14 protein-coding genes are annotated in these 18,844 nt (G+C 34.9%); 11 read left to right on the top strand and 3 right to left on the bottom strand.

What is annotated here, in order from left to right; translation table 11 throughout:
* Positions 1–98 precede the first annotated feature (98 nt).
* Positions 99–1,805: a glutamate--tRNA ligase gene (locus MCBB_RS06540; RefSeq protein WP_071907003.1), complete on the top strand. Its 1,707-nt coding sequence runs from the start codon at positions 99–101 to the stop codon at positions 1,803–1,805.
* 156 nt (positions 1,806–1,961) lie between these two features.
* On the opposite strand, the gene MCBB_RS06535 is transcribed toward MCBB_RS06540, so the two are convergent.
* Together MCBB_RS06535 and MCBB_RS06530 are read right to left on the bottom strand one after the other, a co-directional pair.
* Positions 1,962–2,753, bottom strand: a complete 792-nt coding sequence (locus MCBB_RS06535) for an ATP-binding protein (protein WP_071907002.1) — start codon at positions 2,751–2,753, stop codon at positions 1,962–1,964.
* Between the two features lie 60 nt (positions 2,754–2,813).
* Positions 2,814–3,437, bottom strand: coding sequence for a flavin reductase family protein (locus MCBB_RS06530; RefSeq protein WP_071907001.1), 624 nt, complete (start codon positions 3,435–3,437; stop codon positions 2,814–2,816).
* A 359-nt stretch (positions 3,438–3,796) separates the two neighbouring features.
* Between MCBB_RS06530 and MCBB_RS06525 the strand changes: the two genes are divergently transcribed.
* Positions 3,797–5,032 carry an LL-diaminopimelate aminotransferase gene (locus MCBB_RS06525; RefSeq protein WP_071907000.1) on the top strand — a complete coding sequence of 412 codons (1,236 nt, stop codon included), beginning with the start codon at positions 3,797–3,799 and terminating at the stop codon, positions 5,030–5,032.
* A 290-nt stretch (positions 5,033–5,322) separates the two neighbouring features.
* On the opposite strand, the gene MCBB_RS06520 is transcribed toward MCBB_RS06525, so the two are convergent.
* Entirely contained in the window at positions 5,323–5,979 is a 657-nt protein-coding gene (locus MCBB_RS06520) for a GIN domain-containing protein (RefSeq protein ID WP_071906999.1), read from the bottom strand.
* A gap of 911 nt (positions 5,980–6,890) precedes the next feature.
* Here MCBB_RS06520 and cas8a1 point away from each other — a divergent pair.
* The 9 genes from cas8a1 to MCBB_RS06475 are packed head-to-tail and all read left to right on the top strand — an operon-like array spanning position 6,891 to position 18,814.
* A complete protein-coding gene (cas8a1, locus tag MCBB_RS06515; RefSeq protein WP_071906998.1) occupies positions 6,891–8,249 on the top strand; it encodes a type I-B CRISPR-associated protein Cas8b1/Cst1 in 1,359 nt (452 codons plus the stop codon).
* On the top strand, positions 8,250–9,248 hold the full coding sequence (gene cas7i / locus MCBB_RS06510) for a type I-B CRISPR-associated protein Cas7/Cst2/DevR (protein ID WP_071906997.1): 999 nt from the start codon (positions 8,250–8,252) through the stop codon (positions 9,246–9,248). It begins immediately after the preceding gene.
* On the top strand, positions 9,245–9,862 hold the full coding sequence (gene cas5b, locus MCBB_RS06505; RefSeq protein ID WP_071906996.1) for a type I-B CRISPR-associated protein Cas5b: 618 nt from the start codon (positions 9,245–9,247) through the stop codon (positions 9,860–9,862). Before cas7i ends, cas5b (MCBB_RS06505) begins: the two co-directional genes overlap by 4 nt.
* A gap of 9 nt (positions 9,863–9,871) precedes the next feature.
* Complete coding sequence (locus MCBB_RS06500; protein WP_071906995.1) at positions 9,872–12,082, top strand: CRISPR-associated helicase/endonuclease Cas3; 2,211 nt, start codon at positions 9,872–9,874, stop codon at positions 12,080–12,082.
* A gap of 14 nt (positions 12,083–12,096) precedes the next feature.
* Positions 12,097–12,828 carry a CRISPR-associated endoribonuclease Cas6 gene (gene cas6, locus MCBB_RS06495; RefSeq protein WP_071906994.1) on the top strand — a complete coding sequence of 244 codons (732 nt, stop codon included), beginning with the start codon at positions 12,097–12,099 and terminating at the stop codon, positions 12,826–12,828.
* A 23-nt stretch (positions 12,829–12,851) separates the two neighbouring features.
* Positions 12,852–14,693: a TIGR02556 family CRISPR-associated protein gene (locus MCBB_RS06490; protein WP_071906993.1), complete on the top strand. Its 1,842-nt coding sequence runs from the start codon at positions 12,852–12,854 to the stop codon at positions 14,691–14,693.
* Positions 14,686–15,594, top strand: coding sequence for a type I-B CRISPR-associated protein Cas7/Csh2 (gene cas7b / locus MCBB_RS06485; protein ID WP_071906992.1), 909 nt, complete (start codon positions 14,686–14,688; stop codon positions 15,592–15,594). The genes MCBB_RS06490 and cas7b overlap by 8 nt, the downstream gene beginning before the upstream one ends.
* Before the next feature lie 9 nt (positions 15,595–15,603).
* Positions 15,604–16,317, top strand: a complete 714-nt coding sequence (gene cas5b / locus MCBB_RS06480; RefSeq protein ID WP_071906991.1) for a type I-B CRISPR-associated protein Cas5b — start codon at positions 15,604–15,606, stop codon at positions 16,315–16,317.
* Entirely contained in the window at positions 16,301–18,814 is a 2,514-nt protein-coding gene (locus MCBB_RS06475) for a CRISPR-associated endonuclease Cas3'' (protein WP_071906990.1), read from the top strand. The genes cas5b (MCBB_RS06480) and MCBB_RS06475 overlap by 17 nt, the downstream gene beginning before the upstream one ends.
* Positions 18,815–18,844 lie beyond the last annotated feature (30 nt).

Genomic DNA, 18,844 nt, shown 5'->3' with positions numbered 1-18,844 from the left:
GATCAATGGTTATAATTCCATGGGTTTTAATTATTAATTCCTAAACTTTCAAATAATCTTAGAGGATTTTACGAGAAAATTGGTATGAAGTGATTCTTATGAGTGAGGAAATAGAACAAATCGTTTACAGAGATGCACTGGAAAATGCAGTCAGACACAAGGGCAGTGCACAGCCCGGTGCAGTTATAGGTTCAGTTATGAGCACCCATGCAGAACTTCGAAGCGAAGCCAAAACAGTGGCTGCAGCAGCAGGTAAAATAGTAGCCAAGGTCAATGCAATGGACCCTGAAACCCAGAAGGCAGAACTTGAAAAACTCGGAGGTCTGAAGGAGAAGAAAAAACGGGTTGAAGAGAAGGGACTTGCAGACCTTGAGGATGTTGATGGAGAGGTTGTACTCAGATTCGCACCAAATCCATCAGGCCCCCTACACATAGGCCATGCACGGGCAGCCATACTTAACAACGAATATGTTAAACGATACGGAGGCAAGCTCATCTTCAGGATCGAGGACACAGACCCTCGAAGGGTTGAACCTTCCGCCTACCAGATGATAGAGGAGGACCTCAAGTGGCTGGGATTCAACTGGAACGAAAAGGTGATCCAGAGCGACCGCATGGAAACATACTACCAGTACGCAGAGGAACTCATAAAACTCGGCCAGGCCTACATGTGCACATGCGACGGTGGAGACTTCAAAAAACTCAAGGATGAATTAAAGGCCTGTCCATGCCGTGACAACACCGTTGAAGAGAACCTGAAACTCTGGAAGGAACTCTTCACTATGGAAGAGGGAGAGGCCGTGCTCCGTGTCAAAACAGACATAAAACATAAAAACCCTGCAATACGTGACTGGGTTGCAATGAGGGTTGTTGAACACGAACACCCACGCACAGGCACCAAGTACAGGGTTTATCCAATGATGAACTTCTCAGTGACTGTGGACGACCACCTTGGAGGTGTGACCCATGTGCTTCGTGGAAAGGACCACCTTGCAAACAGTGAAAAACAGAAGTATCTCTACAACCACTTCGGATGGAAGATACCTGTCTTCATACACTACGGAAGACTGAAAATGGAGGATGTTGCCCTAAGCACGTCCAAGGCACGGGCAGGCATAAGTGATGGGACCTACACCGGCTGGGACGACCCACGCCTAGGCACAATAAGGGCAATAGAAAGACGTGGAATCAAGGCTGAGGCACTCCACGAGCTCATGGTTGAGATCGGTGCCAAGATGGCAGATGCAACAGTGAGCTGGAAGAAGATCTACGGACTCAACCGCCAGATACTTGAGGATTCCTCAGACAGGTACTTCTTCGTTAAAAACCCTGTGAAGGTGGACATAATAAACCTTCCAGAAGAGGAAGAGGGCATAATAAAAAGGCCACTGCACCCGAACTTCCCAGAGCGTGGAAACCGTGAACTACCCTTCAACGGCAAGGTCTACCTCACAATGGAGGATGTGAACAAAACAGGTAAGGGTGGAATCTTAAGGCTCATGGATGCTGTGAATCTTGAATTCAAATACGATGTCTGCAACTGTGGAGACAGGAAGGCAGCCTACCACAGCTCCGACCTTGAGGAAGCCAGAAGCGCAGGCGCCATGATAGTTCAGTGGGTACCCTCAAAGGAGGCCATCAATGCAGAGGTTGTCATGCCCGATGCAACCAGTGTATCAGGATTCATAGAACCTGCAGCCTCCAATCTGAAGGTTGATGATGTGGTGCAGCTTGAGAGGTTTGGATTTGCAAGGGTTGATAAGGCACTGAACCATAAAATAAAGTTCTACTTTGCGCATAAATGAAATTAGTGAAGATATGTATATACAAAAGGATATTTACTAAGAAATAGATTTATTTTTAGAAATATCCTTCAACTATTTTTTTTAAAATCATAATTGAATGCAACCCTTATCTAATTTTTATTTTAAAAACTAAATTTTTAAAAAGAAAAATCATTTTTATTTGTTTTGGTAGTGGGATTCCACTCTGTTTAATATTTCATCTATCCCCCCTTCAACCATTTTGATATCCAACATGTTTCCATTAAGATTTTCTCGAGCCATCGTCTTTGAGTAGGGTATGAAACCCTGAATTGGAATGTTCTTCTTTTTCAGGACATCTTCAAGGATGATCTTCGTTTCATGGTCAACCTTGTTCAGAACAACTCCAAAACTTTTGCCTGCTTCTCCAGTTAACTCTGCTGTCTTTTCGCTTAATAGAACTGCATCGTTGGATGGATCAACCACCATGATCACGGAGTCTGCACCTTCAACTATTCCACGGCCGAAGTGTTCCACTCCAGCTTCTGTGTCTACAAGAACCCACTCTTCTCCATTCACATTGAGTTGATTCAGGAAATCCCGTGTAACTGCGCCCATAGGACATGCACATCCTTCATGGCTGTGTTCTATTTTTCCAATCTGCATGAAACCTTTGTTTCCATTCCAACGGACGAAATCAGATGGAAGATCCTCTAAAAAACTATTTTCTGGGAAGAGTTCTGCCTTCTCATCTCCACCTTCCCTGATAACGGCCATTAACTTATCCATCACAGCAGGCCTACCACCTAAATAATCCATTAGGGTTTTTTCTCCAGGTTCAATTCCCAGCATGGCACCGAGGCCGAGGTTGGATTCATCTGAATCCACAACAAGAACCTTTTTTCCCTGCTCTTCAATCCTTTGGGCCATGAGTGTGACCAGGGTACTTTTCCCACAACCGCCCCTGCCACTGATAATCAATTTAGGCATGATTTTCAACCTCCAAATCCTATTGATTAAACATAATATCAGAATAAGATGTGTTCTTTTTTATTTGTACATCCCTGCAAGGGGGTCCTTGCCGTTGGGGAACATTGCACCGTATGGTTCGAAGAAATCCATGTCCTTAACCGTGCAGAAATGCATCCCCTCATTGGATTCAGTCATCATTAGGGGTTTTGCCTTTTCAACGTCCCATGAACCATTTTCTGCATCGTAAATATCGTCCCTAATCTCCAGATGCACCACCTTGGCCAGAACCAGGGCGTATGGGAATTTATCGTACTCTTCATCAACGATCTTGTGGAGTTTGCATTCCATCCATGCGTAACATCCATCCACACCTGGAGTTTTTAAGGTCTTTGATGGTTTTTCCACAAGTTCAGCCAGTTCAAATTCACTCACCTCAGGAGGTACGAACTTCGCCGTTGGTATTACTTTGTCCATCATATCCACTCCTGGCAGGTTCACAACGAACTCTCCTTGAGATTTCATGTTGTCGAAGGTGTCCCTCATAACCCCTGCTGTTGCAACACATATAAGGTCGAAGGGCCTGAGAATTGGCATTAAACAGGAGTATGGTGCCACATTTCCCACTCCATCTTCACTGACCGTTGATATGAAGGTTACAGGCAGTGGAATTATTGATTCTCGCTTGAAATTTTTTAACTGCATTGATATCACCAGTTAATGGTGGGTTGCAACACCTATATAAATCATATACAATTGATTTAAAGTATTACAAAATTCTTATGAAAACGTGGTTAAGTAATATGTTCGATTGAAATTCCTAATGAAAATCTGATCAAGAAAATAAGCATCACCTAAATAAAAATTCTACAAAAAAAATGATTTTGTTATATTCATATACAAATGATAATTTTTTATAAATAAAATTCTGATACCATTCCATCGTAACTAAATTTTTTTAAATAACTATGTTTTTAAATCTAAAGGAAGAAATTAAAACGTGTAATGTATTTGAATTATAACTGAATTAACGATTTTTTTAACGTAAAAATTGGAGAGATGAAATGGCAGTAAAAATTAACGAAAACTACATGCTCATCAAGAGCAACTACCTCTTCGCTGAAATAGCAAGGAGAGTTGACAGGTTCCAGGAAGAAAACCCTGAAGCAGACATCATAAAAATGGGAATAGGGGACGTAACCATACCCCTACCAAAGGCAGTTGTAAAGGCCTTCAAAGCTGCAGTGGATGAAATGGGAGAAAAGGAAACCTTCATGGGCTACGGTCCAGAACAGGGCTACTCTTTCCTTATAAAGGAAATCATAGAAAAGGATTACGCAGTCCGTGGAATAAAACTTGATGAGGATGAGGTTTTCATAAGTGACGGAGCAAAATGTGACACAGGAAACATCCAGGAAATATTTGGCCTTGACAACACCATTGCAGTAACCGATCCAGTTTATCCAGTCTATGTTGAGAGTAACGTGATGGCAGGAAGAAGCGGAGCAATGGATGAGGATGGTAAGTACGATGGAATGGTTTACATACCATGCACAGCAGATAACGACTTCACACCGGAGCTCCCGGAAACACCAGTTGACCTCATCTACCTGTGCTACCCAAACAACCCAACAGGTACAGCCCTGACAAAGGATGAACTCGCAAAGTGGGTGGAGTACGCAAGGGAAAACAATTCCATAATTCTCTTCGATGCAGCCTACGAGGCCTACATAACCGAGGACAACATACCTCACAGTATCTATGAGATTGAAGGTGCAAGGGAAGTTGCAATAGAGTTCAGAAGCTTTTCAAAGAACGCAGGATTCACAGGTACAAGGTGTGCATTCACAGTCGTGCCAAAAGAGGTTAAAGCCTACGATTCAGAGGGAGAAGCTCATTCACTTAACCCTCTCTGGAACAGGCGCCAGACAACCAAGTTCAACGGTGTGTCCTACCCTGTGCAGGTGGCTGCAAAGGCAGTCTACTCAGAGGAGGGCCAGGCAGAGATCAAGGAATCCATAGCCTACTACATGAAGAACGCAGAGATAATCAGAGAAAGCCTTAAAGAGATGGGTTTAAGTATTTACGGCGGAGTTAACTCCCCCTACATCTGGGTGAAAACACCTGAAGGCATGACATCCTGGGAATTCTTCGACCTCCTCCTCAGCAAGGCAAACGTTGTTGGAACACCTGGAGTGGGCTTCGGACCAAGCGGTGAAGGATACTTCAGAATAACAGCCTTCAACACCCTTGAGAATACCAAGGAAGCTATGGAAAGGATTTCTAAGCTGGAGATTTAGGTCTTTGGATCTGGATCTTTTCTTTTTTTATTTATTTTAATTTAATCCTGAGGTAGTCTGATTTTAGCTCGCAGTGGGACGGTGGGTGGCTGGTGGTGATATATTTCAATCCTATAATAGTCTGATTTTAATCAAGAATTTCTATTTTCATCCGATTTTTAATAAAAACAATTTTTAATATTTAAATTTTAAAATATTTTATTCATTTACCTTTTTTCATTTTATTTAAAAAAATAGATGAATGATTTAAAAAAAGAAAGATTAACTAGGATTCCTAACGATTTGAACCTTCAGCTGGTCGGTGTAACAGTGCCCATACCATTAATCTGTTTGTTCAAGGTTGGATTGCCCAGATACTTTATTGAACCTCCTCCATTAACAATGGCATTGAGTGTGGTTGCAACGTTCACGATGGCTGAACCTCCACCGTTGATTGTAACGGTTGCGGTTTGTGTCTTCAGATCATGTGCGTTGATGGAACCTGCTCCATTCACAGTTGCAGTGTGGTCCGTTGATGTACCTGCAAGGTACAAGGTACCTGCATCCACAGTGCTTGTGAGTTTGCTGGTGCTGAGGCCGGTTACGTTCCCTTCACAATTTCCATGGAGCGCAACACTGTCCAGACTTTTGAGCGTTAATTTGAACTTCACAGCCCCGTTGCTGGCAGAGTTCAGGTTGTTTATAACCAGTGCATTTCCAGAAACTTGGGTGTTGATCTTGGACATCATGCTGCTATCGGCCTCAATCGTGAATGAATCCTTATCACCCTGCTGGATGATCAGGGTTCCAGGACCGTTCAGGACAACCGATGTAACCCCCTGAACATTTGTCTGGTTTGCAGAACCTGTGCTCTGATTTCCGGACTGATTTCCTTGATTCACACACCCTGATGCTGCCACAACAAGACAGATCAGCACTCCCAAAATAACATAATAACTTTTCTTCAAGCAATAATCCCCTCCTCTTTTTTTACTTAATCCAAAGGATTAACCTGAAATTTCATTTTAATTTAATTTAGGGCCTATGAGAACCATTTAAAGATAAATGACACTCAAATGCCGTTATTACTAATCATAATTAAGTAATAATTGAGTATATAATCCTTTCAGAACAAGAACAAATATAAAAGCTTAAATAGTAACCATGGAATTTAAGATTTTAGAGAAAAGATTTGGAAGGTTTTATTTTTTAAAATAAATGTTAAAACAATTAATATTGAGTCCAAAGGTGGATTGTACGGTTTTGGGTGTTTGACGTTATCAACCCTTGCTGGACCGATGATCCATGAATAGGGATCCCCTGAACACACTTGCAAATAGAAGCACCAAGATGCAGTTGCACTGTTTTTCTTGTAATGGAATTAATTAACAACATTATTAAAGAAATGGTTTATTGATTTTTTGAGTACATGAAATGAATTAATGGGATGTGATAATCCTAAAATAGTCTGATTTTAACTTTAACGACTGAGGTCATGTCTTTTATTCACTTTTATGTTTCAATCCTAATTTAGTCTGATTCTATAGTTTTATCCTCAAACTTTAATAGGTGATACTTGTTAATAAACTGGAGACATTGTTTCCAATAAAAGTGAAAAAAATCCATGATATAATTTAATTTATATACTAAAAGATCCATATAATAATTAAAGTCCACTAATGAAAGTTATAGAATATAAGTGTACAACATGATACTAAATCCTGAATATTTATATATGATGGTGCATTATTCTTATTCAGAACTTTATAAGTTATTATATGATCTCATTGACTTAATAACTTATTAAATAATGGATTAAATTTTTTGCAGTGGCACGGCACAAAAATTCAATTAAAAGAATTTGGAAGGACTGATAAAAATGTCTGAAGTGATATATAAGTTTACAGGTAATCCTTTTGTGGATGCTGGAATCTGGGCTTTAAGTCAATGGATTGGAAAAAAACCAGAAGAATTGAATGAGGACGATTTGAAAGGAGTAATTGATGACATTACAAGTGTTTATTTAAATAAAAAATGGTCCAAAAATTTATTTTCAGTTTTTCCTAATAATCCTCTCACTAACCCTGCTGTAAAAGATAAAAAAGAGCGTTATTCTACATTTTTAATTGAATTAGTTGAAGAAATAGATTTGAATGAAGATACCTCTGGTGATTGTATATCTTGCGGTCGGAGAAATAAGGTAAAAAGATGGGGCAAGGATAAAATACCTTTAACTGGTTCAAAAAAGTTTGTAAACTATTTTTCTTATGGTATTGATGGTGCTGATTATTGTCCAGCTTGTACATTTGCAGTACAATTTGTTCCTATTGGGATGTATGCATGTGGAAATATGCTTCTTCTCCATTCAAATTCTGTGAAAGTAATGAAATATTGGTCTAAAAAGTCTGTTGAAAATGTAAAAAAGCAGATCTTATCTCGAGACTTCACAGGATGTTTCAATGAAGGATATAAAAATCCTGTTAATGCCCTTTTTCATGTAATCCAAGATATAATATTGCATTATAATGAAAGATGGTACCTTGAAAAGCCTTCAATAGATTTTTATCATTTCACTAACTACAATCAAGGGCCTGATCTGAATATATACCATGTGCCAACTTCAGTCTTCACTTTTTTGGCTTACATACCCCAACACGAGAAATATGCAGAATGGCTAAAAGTAGTGAGAAGAGGTTACCGTTATGTGAACTGGGAAAAGATAAAAGAAGAAGAAGACTATAAAAACAATCCAAATCTGGTTTATAACAACCTTTTAGAGGGAAAATCAATTATAGGATTTTTTATTGATAGGAAAAACAAGGAAGCAATAGGGGGATGGGATTTAATTAAAAATTATCTGAAAGAGGTGCGAAAAATGGATGAAAAAAGATTAAATGTGATAAAAACAGTTGCAGATGAACTTGCGGAATATATAGAAACTGCTGATGATATCAAAACTTTGAAAAAACTTGAAACAGCCAGTAATTACAAAAATTATCGTAATATACTTAGAATTATTATCAAAAAAAGGATAGAAAATGGTATTGAGGATCCCTTATTTACATTTGATGATTATGCCAATTATCTTTTCCCAGATAGTTTAAAATGGCGTGAAACTCAGGATTTGATTTTATTTAGGATTTACGAAAAATTGGGTTCTTGGATTATTAAACAGGGAAAAGAAGATGAAATATTAACATCTGATGAAATAAAAAATGAAATTCAGGAGGAAGAATAAATGCCAAAAACAGTAGTTGGATTTATGTTAGTGGATGCACCACATTCAGCTCTTAACAATGCTGGTGCAGATGCAGGAGATAGAACTGATAACATTGTAAGGGTTAAATCAATCCGAAGGGGAAGAAAGGTTTATCCGTATGTTTCAGGACAAGCTTTGAGGTACTGGTGGAGAGACACTTTAGCTCAAAAATGTGGATGGAATTTATCTCCAATAGAACGGGAGAAGAAAATTGCTTTCACAAGTGCAAACCCTATTGAATATGAGGATGATGACGTTTTTGGATATATGAGAGCTTTGAAAGCTAAAGAAGGAGGAACAGTAACAAGAATATCTCCTTTAAAAAACTCACCATTGATTTCAGTTATAGGGCAAGTTCCAACTCAGGATTTTGGTGTCATGGCTCGTCATGAAGGTGATCCAGTACCTTATGAACATGAATTTTATTCAACAGTTCTTAAAGGGATATTTTCCATTGATCTTGATAGTTTAGGGGTGTTTTATGCAGCTGAAAAAACAGGTTATAAAAATATGCACCCAAAACTTGAGGAAATAGCTGAAGAAAAGGGTTTATCCCATGAGGAAGAAACTAAAAAATGGTCCATGCCTTTGGATGTAAGAACAAAAAGAGCTCAAGATGTGATTAAAGTTCTTCCAAATTTACAGGGTGGAGCTAAATTAACTTCTCATTTAACTGATGTATCTCCAAAATTCATAGTTCTTGCTGCAATTGACGGTGGTAACCACATCTTCATGAACATAGCAAAAGAAGAAGATGGAGAAGCAGTAATTGACATTGACGCACTTAAAGAAGTTATAATGGAATATGATGATTCTTTACTCACCGAAGTTTATATAGGTCGTAGAAAAGGATTCATGGATGATTTAGATGAACCTCTTCAAAAATTGAATGGAGAAAATAGTAAAATACACATAGGAACAATTAAGGAAGCTGTAGATCAGTTTTCAAATAAAATTCCAGAGCTGATGGAAGAATGAAAGCGTTAAGAGTTCTGATTAAGGGTTGGGTAACATCTTTCAGGTACCCGGCTTTTATCAGCGGTTTTCAACCAACTCTTCCAGTTCCACCGTTGAGTACAATCTACGGATTAATATCTGCTGCTAAAGGAGAATTAGTCACTCCTGAAGATCTTTCGATTGGATATGTCTTCAAACATAAGGGGAAGGCTGTGGACCTTGAAACCATTTATGAACTATCTGGGTTAAAAGGTAAATCAAACGTTATAAAAAGAGAATTTCTGGTGGATCCTGAAATATACGTTTATCTGGACGATCTAGATTACAAAAAATACTTTGAACACCCTAATTATCCAATGCTACTTGGTCGTTCAACAGATCTTGTGAACATCACTGAAATCAAAGAAGTAGAGCTTGAAAAGACGACAAATGTAAAACTTGGAAAAACTATTTTACCCTTTGGTTTAACTGGAGCTTATGGGACCATTCAAGCATTACCAACCCATTTTACAGACACAATTCCACGGAAAGCAGCAGGTACAAAACCTTTCATATTGATGGATCAGTTTTTTGATTATTCAAATGAATGTCTTTATGATGAAGAGATGGATTGGGGAGTTTGGTTCCACAGATAGGTGTTTAAAATGAGTTTACTAGCGAAACCAGATGAAACGTTACTGGAACATACAGAAAACACTTTAAAAGTTTTTAAAAGTATTAAAAAATCTTACAGTAATGTTCCTGATTTGTGTGGAGTTGATGATTTTTGGGAGCACCTTTTTTATTCTTTATTTCTGCATGATTTTGGAAAAGGTGCTACTGGATTTCAGGAAATGCTCCAAAGTGGAAGTCAAAGTGCTCCCTGGAAGTACAGGCATGAAATTCTTTCTGCAGGATTTATATCTACACTAAATTATGATAAAATATACAAAGAGGCCATTGGACTTGCAATAATAACCCATCACAAGGATATAAACAAACTTCGTGAACGTTATAATACATTTCCAAGCCTTCCTGGAAAAGAATTATATCAAAAAAAATTATCAGAGTTAGAACCCAATTTTGATGAAGTGGCCTCTTATTTTGAGTATATACCTGATTGGAGCAATAAGTACCTCGGCTACAAATTGGATAATTTCAATAAACCATCATCTATAGGTGATCTAAATGATGTATACAAAGAATCTGTTCTGCCTTACTTTTTTAATTGGGAAGATGAAGAGTACACTATTCTCCATGGACAATATGGAATCTTTTTAAAGGGTTTTGTGAATGCATGTGATCATTTAGCTTCTGGTTCAAAATATGAAATTTTAAAGGGTATTGAAGATATGAAATCAATTTATAACTTTCCAGAGCTTCGAAAGGTTCAGGAACAATCTTCAAAAGTTAAGGGAAGTGCTTTCTTAACTTCCCCAACTGGAAGCGGTAAAACAGAAGCATCTCTTTTATGGACAGATAACAACCAGAATTCAACAAAATCCAAAAGGGTCTTTTATCTACTTCCCTACACTGCAAGTATAAATGCAATGTACCAAAGACTTCAAAATGACTTTGGAAATAGGGATTTAGTTGGTTTACTACATGGTAAAGCATCTTATTTTCTTTATAAAGAATTATCTGGCAATACTACCGGTTATGATTCAATAAAAAATAGTATTAGGAATATTAAAGGTTTGAATAAAAAAATTTACAGACCTTACAAAGTATTGACACCATTTCAGATATTAAAAGCATTTTTTGGTTCAAAAGGATTTGAAATGCAGCTTTCAGAAATGGCAAATGGTCTTTTTATTCTTGATGAAATTCATGCCTACGATGCACACACAACATCCTTGATACTGGAGATCCTCAAGATCCTGAAGAACAAATACAATGCAAATATATTTGTAATGTCTGCAACACTCCCTTCATTCATTAAAAACCTCTTTAAGGAACATTTAGACATTTCAACAGATATAAAAATGGAAAAAGAGGAACTTGCTAAGTTTACAAGACATGAAGTTGATGTGATAAATGGAAACATAATGAACAACCTTGATCTAATCTTAGATGATTTAGAAAATGATAAAAAGGTTTTAATTGTTTGCAACACTGTTTTGAGGGCACAAGAAGTTTTTGAAGAATTAGAATATGAAACTTCGAACAGTGCTTTACTTCACAGCAGGTTCATGCTGCGAGATAGGGAGAAAATTGAAAAGTCTTTAAATAATTTAGATTTGCTTGTTGGCACGCAGGCAATTGAAGTATCTTTGGATATAGATTATGATGTTTTATACTCAGAACCTGCACCTATTGATGCACTGATTCAAAGGTTTGGAAGGGTGAACCGGAAAAGAAGGAAAGAAATAGCTCCTGTAAATGTTTTTTCTGAAGGATCAGAAAGTGATAAGTACATATATAATCCTGAAATAGTTGAAAAAACTGTACAATCTCTTGAAAATATTGGGATTTTGGATGAAGATCTTATCCAGAAACTCGTTGACGATATTTATGGCAAGGGATATGTTGGAAAAGATAAAGAAGAATTTGAGATAGTTCAAAGGAACTTTGAATCATTCAACAAAGGCATAGTTCCATTCATAAATGATAAAAATAGTGAAATGGAGTTTTACTCTCTTTTTAATTCTTATGAAGTTGTTCCAACCAAATATAAACTGGAATATCTCAAAGAATTAAAGGAAAAAAGGTACTTTGAGGCTATGAGTTATATTCTTTCCATCAGTGTTGGCCAGTTTAAAAAGCTTGAAAACGAAGATAATGTGGAATTTGATAAAGAAACATACTTTGTAAATATGGTTTATGATGAAAAGCTCGGGTTAAGATTAGATTTGGAAGAAAGTTCATTTTTGTAAAATATGGTGAAAACATGCGCTTAAAAATAAGTCTGGCATCCCGGAACAGTGAATACAAAATTCCTTACAATTACAATTATCAACTTTCTTCGTTAATTTACAGGAAGATAGCAGACCTTGATCTAGCCAGCGAGCTCCATATTTCCTCTGATTTTAAATTTTTTACTTTTTCTCAGATTTACGTTCCCAGAAGAAGGATAACCAAGAACGGCATCATCTCAAGGGATGGTAATCTGCATTTTTACATTTCCTCTCCGAACGACTACTTGATTCAGAGTATGGTTGAAGCTTATCTCGAGGATCTTGAGGTTAACTTCCGGGGCGATAGGCTGCAGGTTCAGGAGGTTGAGCTTTTAAAGAAACCTAAATTCAAGAAAAGTGCAGAGTTCAAGACCATATCTCCTGTGATGGCAAGAATAAAAAGGGATGATAAAATATGGGATCTGAACCCTGGAGACCTTCAGTTCTATACAGCTCTCCAGAAGAACCTTCTGAACAAGTATAGGGCATTTCACGGTAGCTACAATGGTGATGAGTATTTGAAGATTGCTCCAGACATGGGATCTGTGAAACGCAAACGAATAACCATCAAGAAGGACGGCGTGGAAACTTACCACAGGGCTTATCAGATGCGCTTCACGGCTGAGGGGGATCCGAGACTTTTAGAATTTATGTATGATTGTGGATTTGGGGAGAAAAATAGTATGGGTTTTGGAATGGTTAATTTAATTAATTATAGTTATTAGATGCTGATTAGGGGCCTGATAAAATGCTAAAAGCTGTTAAAGACTTAGGGGAATATGTAATTAAAAAAGAAAAATTAAGTTCAGAAGAAATTTTTTCCCAAAAAACAAAATTGGCTAATACCCAAACTGTACTTTGTGTTGTTTTTGAGATAAAAGGAAATGATCTAAGATATTTTAATGTACATACAGAAGAATATGAACCAGCAAAGTCAAATAAATACCTCTATCGGATATTTAACCATAGAAGATATGATTTAACGCCAACAGCTAAGATTAACGCAATAGAAAAAGTCAAAAAAAGATGGGATTTATGGTTTGGGGAATATTCTCAAAAGTATAGTTATGATCCACTTATAAGCTCTTTGAGGAAAGAATTTGAAGAAAATAAAGGCATTATATTTGAAGATGTTTCAAAAGAATTTAATGAATTACCTAAAGAGCAAAAGAGGAATGCTATACTTACATTAAAGATAAAAGAAAATTCTAATGAAAAATATGTTGGTGATTTTGCTATTTTTAAGAACATTTTCAGAGAGGAAGCCCGAAAAAAGTTTTTCACGCGCAAATATGGAAAAGAGATAGAATCACGAGGAATAGGAGAATGTAACCTTTGTAAATCTCAAGGTGAGGTTTATGGTTTTTCATCCCCTTTTTCGGTGTTCACGGTTGATAAGAAGGGTTTTGCACCTAACTTTTCACAGGAAAACTCTTGGAAGCAGTTACCAATATGTGAAAATTGTGCCATATCTTTGGTTGCAGGGCGTGAATTCATTGATAAATATCTATCAAAGAATTTTTATGGCTATAAATTTTATATGATTCCTTGTTTTACCTTTAAAAGTATTCAAGATGATATTATTGAAGAAATAAAAGATTCTGGGAAGAATAAATTTGCAAAGAGTTTATTGACTCCCGAAGAAGAAATACTTGATATTATAAAAGATAAAAATGATATAATAAATTTGATTTTTGTTTTTTACAAACCTAAACAAGGGGATTATTTTGATATTGTAAAGTATATAGAAGATGTTCCCCCTTCTTGGATTAATAACCTTTTCAAAACATTTGATAATGTTAAACAAAAGCCTATTTTTAGAGAGGAGTATTTAAGGATATTATTTGGAAAAAAATGGGTTAATGATTTTACTGAAGCATCTTTTAATGGAAAAAATTTGTGGAAAAAGGGATTTAATTTAGGTAAATTGATTAGAACATTTTTCCCTTCTTCAAAGAAAACAGGTGTTTATGATAAGTATTTTATTGATATTATTGGAGATATTTTGTCTCAAACACAAATAAATGCTGATTTTTTAATTGATTCTTTTTTAAGGGAATTAAGAAATAAACATGTTAATAATGAAAGCTTTTCTGAAGTCCTTTATTCTTTACAGTCTATTTACTTACTCATCTTCATTTATAAATTGAATTTAATGAAAGAGGGTGTTAAAATGAATGAAAAATCGGAAATTGGTTCAAATGAGCCTACACAAGTAAAGGAATTTTTTGAAAACTATGAGGATGCCTTCAATTCATCTTCTAAAAAGGCCGCATTCTTAGAAGGAGTTTTAGTTAAGTTCCTTTTAGATGTACAAATGGCACAAAGAGATGCAACTCCCTTCAGATCGAAATTGTCTGGTTTGAAACTTGATGAAAAAAAGTTACAAAAATTGTTGCCTCAGATTATAGCAAAATTAAGGGAGTACAACATTTCATACCGATGGTTAGAGCAGTTAACTTCTGAATATTTATTGAAAGCTGAAAATAATGGATGGAATATCTCAAAAAATGAAATAAGTTACTATTTTACTTTAGGACTTAATTTAGGGGGAATATTTAAAGTTAAAGGTGGTGCTGAAAATGAGTGATGTTGTGAAAAATAGATCAGAAATAATTTTTTTATACGATATTGAGAATGCAAATCCAAATGGAGATCCAATGGATGAAAACAAGCCTAGGATAGATGAAGAAACTGAAAAGAATATTGTTACTGATGTAAGGCTCAAAAGAACCATCCGCGATTTTTTATACAAATTTTTAGATGAAGAAATTTTCATAGTAGAAGAAATTAATAAAGATGGAACCCAAAAAACCAGAGAAAATAGACTTGAAGAACTTAAAATAAGTTCTAAAGAAGATGGAGTTAAATTACTTGAAAATTATGTCGATTTAAGGTTATTTGGTGCAACAATTGCAGTTAAAAATATGCCATTGACATGGATAGGTCCTGTTCAATTTAAATTTGGTAAGTCACTCCATAAAGTAGAACCAAAAACCATTAAAGGAACTAGTGTAATGCCTTCAAAGGAGAATGTAACTAGAGGAACTTTTATTGAAACTCAAATCCTCCCATATTCATTAATTTCATTTTATGGAATAATAAATGAAAATGCAGCCAAAAAAACCGGTTTAACAGAACTGGATGTTGATTTAATGATGAATGGGCTTTGGAATGGAACAAAGAATATCATCACACGATCTAAAATTGGCCAAATGCCTAGACTGTTATTAAGGGTGGTTTATAAAGAAGATAATTTCCATATTGGAGACTTGGATAAGGGAATAAAACTCACATTCAATGAGAATATTGAAGAAAAAGCTTTAAGAAATATATCTGAGGTTAAATTAGATATCTCGGGTTTAATAGATAAAATTGAGTTAAATAAGGATAAAATTGAAAGGATTGACTTTAAAATCAATGATTTAGAAACAACTCCTACATTAAAAGATTCGTTTGAAGGAATCAAACTGAAAGAATTAATGTTTTAAGGTGTTTCCATGGAAAATAAAGCATTGGTATTTGATATATGGGGGGATTATGCACATTTTCGTAAAATTGAAACCACCACTTCTCCTCTCACATATTCAATTCCAACAGGGACTGCTGTTGCTGGATTAATCGCAGCAATGTTAGGTTGGCAAAGAGATTCTTATTATGATACTCTTTCTAGGGATAATTTTGAATTTTCTATTAGGATATTAGAACCTATAAAAAAAGTTCGGATGAATATTAATTTGATAAAAACAGATGAAGGATTTTACCTATGGGATATTAAGGGGACTCCAAGATCCCCTACTCCCTATGAGTTTATAAAAAATCCATCTTATAGAATTTACATCCATTTAAAAGAAGCGAACACATATAAAACGTTGAAATATTATCTTGAAAATCATAAAACAATCTTTACTCCCTATTTAGGTATTAGTGAACTCATTGCTAACTTCAGTTTTGTTGGTGAATATGATATAAATCCTAAAGAGTTAGAAAGAGCTGAAGTACATACTGTATTAAAAAAGGATGATTACAAAATTTATGTTGGTAATTTAGAAGAAGGAATGAGGTGGTCACGAGAGAACATGCCATTATATATGAATTCAGATCGTTGCGTAACTGAATATTCAGAAGTTCTTCTTGAACAGACTGGAAAACCTCTTATGATTGAAAATGGATTATTCTATGAAATTGGTGAAGATAATGTTGTTTTCCTGTGAGTTAAAATCTCATCCTGAAAAAAAATTAGTCGATCATCTTCGTAATGTAGCTGAGCTGTCGAATAAAATTGTCAACTCAAAATCCATTGATGATCAAAAGATATTCTCTGAAATAACGTATATAATTGGTATTTCACATGATTTTGGAAAATCAACTACTTTTTTCCAGAGATATATCTTAGATCCTGATGAAAAGAGTAAATATACTTACCATGGATTTTTATCTTCTTTTTTGGGATATTATTTTGTCAGGAGTTACTTAGAAGGAACCGGGTTATGGGATGAGTATTGGTATCTTGCTCCAATCACATGGATAGTAATAAATAAGCATCATGGAAATATTGAAAACATAAAGTACACTGAAATTCCTAAAATTAAGGATCATCTAAAGATTGAAACAGTCATGGAACAGATGAGAGATGTAGAATCTCATTATTTGAATGAAATGAAAGTTATTTATGATGATTTATGGAATTATTCTTCAATAACAGGTTTTTTTGATGAGTTTAACTTTAATGCTCCTGTTTTTAGAAAGGGATTATATAAAGATGTCAAAAAACTTTGTAGAGAGAAAAATATAAAATATTATTTTTATATTCTGTTTTTTTATTCGGTTTTGCTTGATGCGGATAAATTGGATGCTTCGGGACTAGAAAGAGTTCCTGAAAAAGTAGAAATTTCGGAAGGAGATTTGGTAGATGCGTATAAATCTGTCAAATTTAAAGAAGAAACTAAAATTAATGAATTAAGAGAAAAGGCTTATACTGAAGTTAAATCACAATTAAAAACTTTAAATTTAAATAATGATAGAATACTTTCCATAAATTTACCCACGGGTGCAGGTAAAACATTAACTGGATTTTCTTTTGTTTTAAACCTTCAAAATAAGGTTAAAGATGAAAAGGGATTTGATCCAAAAATTATATACTCCCTGCCTTTTTTGAGCATTATAGACCAGAATAGTTCTATAATATCTGAGATTTTAGATGGAAGGAATAAAAAAGGATGGAATGATTTATTAAAAATGAAAAATGAAGAAACACAATCCTTGCTTGAAAAAACGACACCTTCAAACCTTCTTTTGAAACATCACCATTTAATAGACATAAAATATAATGAAGAAAGAGATAACGAACTGAATATTATTGAAGATATAAACAATGCTCTTTTACTAACTGAAAGTTGGCATTCTGAAATAGTCGTCACGACTTTTATTCAATTTTTTTATAGTATAATCACTAACAAAAACAAATCTGCGAGAAAATTCCATAATATTACTAATTCCATCATAGTTTTAGATGAAATACAAGCTATACCTCATAAGTATTGGCTATTAATCAATAATATGTTGAAGTTTTTAGCCTACAACTTTAATTGTTGGGTTATTTTAATGACTGCAACAAAGCCCCTCATTTTTGAAGAAAAGGAAATCAAAGAACTTGTAGAGAATAGAAATGAGTATTTTGAGTATTTTGATAGAGTGGATTTTAATTTTGATTTAACTGGCACATATCTTGAAGATTTTAAGAAAAATATTTTTAAAACGATAATATCTAATGAAAAGGATGTTATGATTGTTTTAAATACAATTAAATCTTCCAAAGAACTTTATAAATACCTAAAAGAGAATTTATCCGAAATTTACTCAGTAGATCCTGAAAGTATTTTAGATAAAGATGGAATTTGTAATTTTGGAGATTTAGAACTTATTAATATGACTACGCATATTTTGCCAAAATATCGCTTAAATAGAATTAATAGAATAAAAACTGATTCCAAAAGGAAAGTAATAGTTACAACCCAGTTAGTTGAAGCAGGCGTGGATATTAGTGTAGATATTATTTATAGGGATTTAGCTCCTTTAGATTCAATAATTCAAACAGCCGGGCGGTGTAATAGGAATGATGATAGTGGTAGAGGTATCGTAAATATTGTTAAATTGAAAAATAACAACGGCGTTCCTTTTTTCAGTCATGTCTATGGTAAAATCCTTATGAATGCTACAGAGGAAGTTATTGGTAGAAGATCTAAAATATCTGAAAAGGAATTTATTAAGAACGCTGCGGATTCTTATTATCTTTTAATCAAAGAAAGAGGGTCTGTTCAAGATTCTCGTGAGATAGTAGATCATTTGAAGAATTTGGAGTTTTCAGAAACTTTAAAATTTCAATTAATTCCTAATGAAGGACAAACAGCATCAATATTCATAGAAATTGATGAAAAAGCTAGAGAAGTTCGAGAAAATATTGAAACAATACAAATGAACTTTAAAAAATTTGATAAAAAAAATGAGTTGTTAAAGATTAAAAGATATATAAATTGTTTCACACTTTCTATAAGGTGTAATAAAAATTTAAGAGATAACATAGATGGATTAAGTTCTATTGGAGACAATACTATCTTTAAATATGTTCCTAACAATGATTTAAGAAAATGGTACAGATTAGATATAGGGTTTTGTATACCTGAAACGGATATTGATAATAGGATGTTATAGTATTTTAAAAACTTTCTGAAAGCATGAAAT

It is taken from the genome of Methanobacterium congolense, assembly GCF_900095295.1.
Lineage (GTDB): Archaea > Methanobacteriota > Methanobacteria > Methanobacteriales > Methanobacteriaceae > Methanobacterium_C > Methanobacterium_C congolense.
The sequence above is the reverse complement of the archived record's forward strand: the minus strand, read 5'-3'. Positions and strand labels throughout refer to the sequence as shown.

Excerpts from the sequence above, each read along its gene's own strand:
- MCBB_RS06540 (WP_071907003.1), top strand. The coding sequence starts at position 99 with ATGAGTGAGGAAATAGAACAAATCGTTTACAGAGATGCACTGGAAAAT.
- MCBB_RS06535 (WP_071907002.1), bottom strand. The coding sequence starts at position 2,753 with ATGCCTAAATTGATTATCAGTGGCAGGGGCGGTTGTGGGAAAAGTACC.
- MCBB_RS06530 (WP_071907001.1), bottom strand. The coding sequence starts at position 3,437 with ATGCAGTTAAAAAATTTCAAGCGAGAATCAATAATTCCACTGCCTGTA.
- MCBB_RS06525 (WP_071907000.1), top strand. The coding sequence starts at position 3,797 with ATGGCAGTAAAAATTAACGAAAACTACATGCTCATCAAGAGCAACTAC.
- cas8a1 (WP_071906998.1), top strand. The coding sequence starts at position 6,891 with ATGTCTGAAGTGATATATAAGTTTACAGGTAATCCTTTTGTGGATGCT.
- cas7i (WP_071906997.1), top strand. The coding sequence starts at position 8,250 with ATGCCAAAAACAGTAGTTGGATTTATGTTAGTGGATGCACCACATTCA.
- cas5b (WP_071906996.1), top strand. The coding sequence starts at position 9,245 with ATGAAAGCGTTAAGAGTTCTGATTAAGGGTTGGGTAACATCTTTCAGG.
- MCBB_RS06500 (WP_071906995.1), top strand. The coding sequence starts at position 9,872 with ATGAGTTTACTAGCGAAACCAGATGAAACGTTACTGGAACATACAGAA.
- cas6 (WP_071906994.1), top strand. The coding sequence starts at position 12,097 with ATGCGCTTAAAAATAAGTCTGGCATCCCGGAACAGTGAATACAAAATT.
- MCBB_RS06490 (WP_071906993.1), top strand. The coding sequence starts at position 12,852 with ATGCTAAAAGCTGTTAAAGACTTAGGGGAATATGTAATTAAAAAAGAA.
- cas7b (WP_071906992.1), top strand. The coding sequence starts at position 14,686 with ATGAGTGATGTTGTGAAAAATAGATCAGAAATAATTTTTTTATACGAT.
- cas5b (WP_071906991.1), top strand. The coding sequence starts at position 15,604 with ATGGAAAATAAAGCATTGGTATTTGATATATGGGGGGATTATGCACAT.
- MCBB_RS06475 (WP_071906990.1), top strand. The coding sequence starts at position 16,301 with ATGTTGTTTTCCTGTGAGTTAAAATCTCATCCTGAAAAAAAATTAGTC.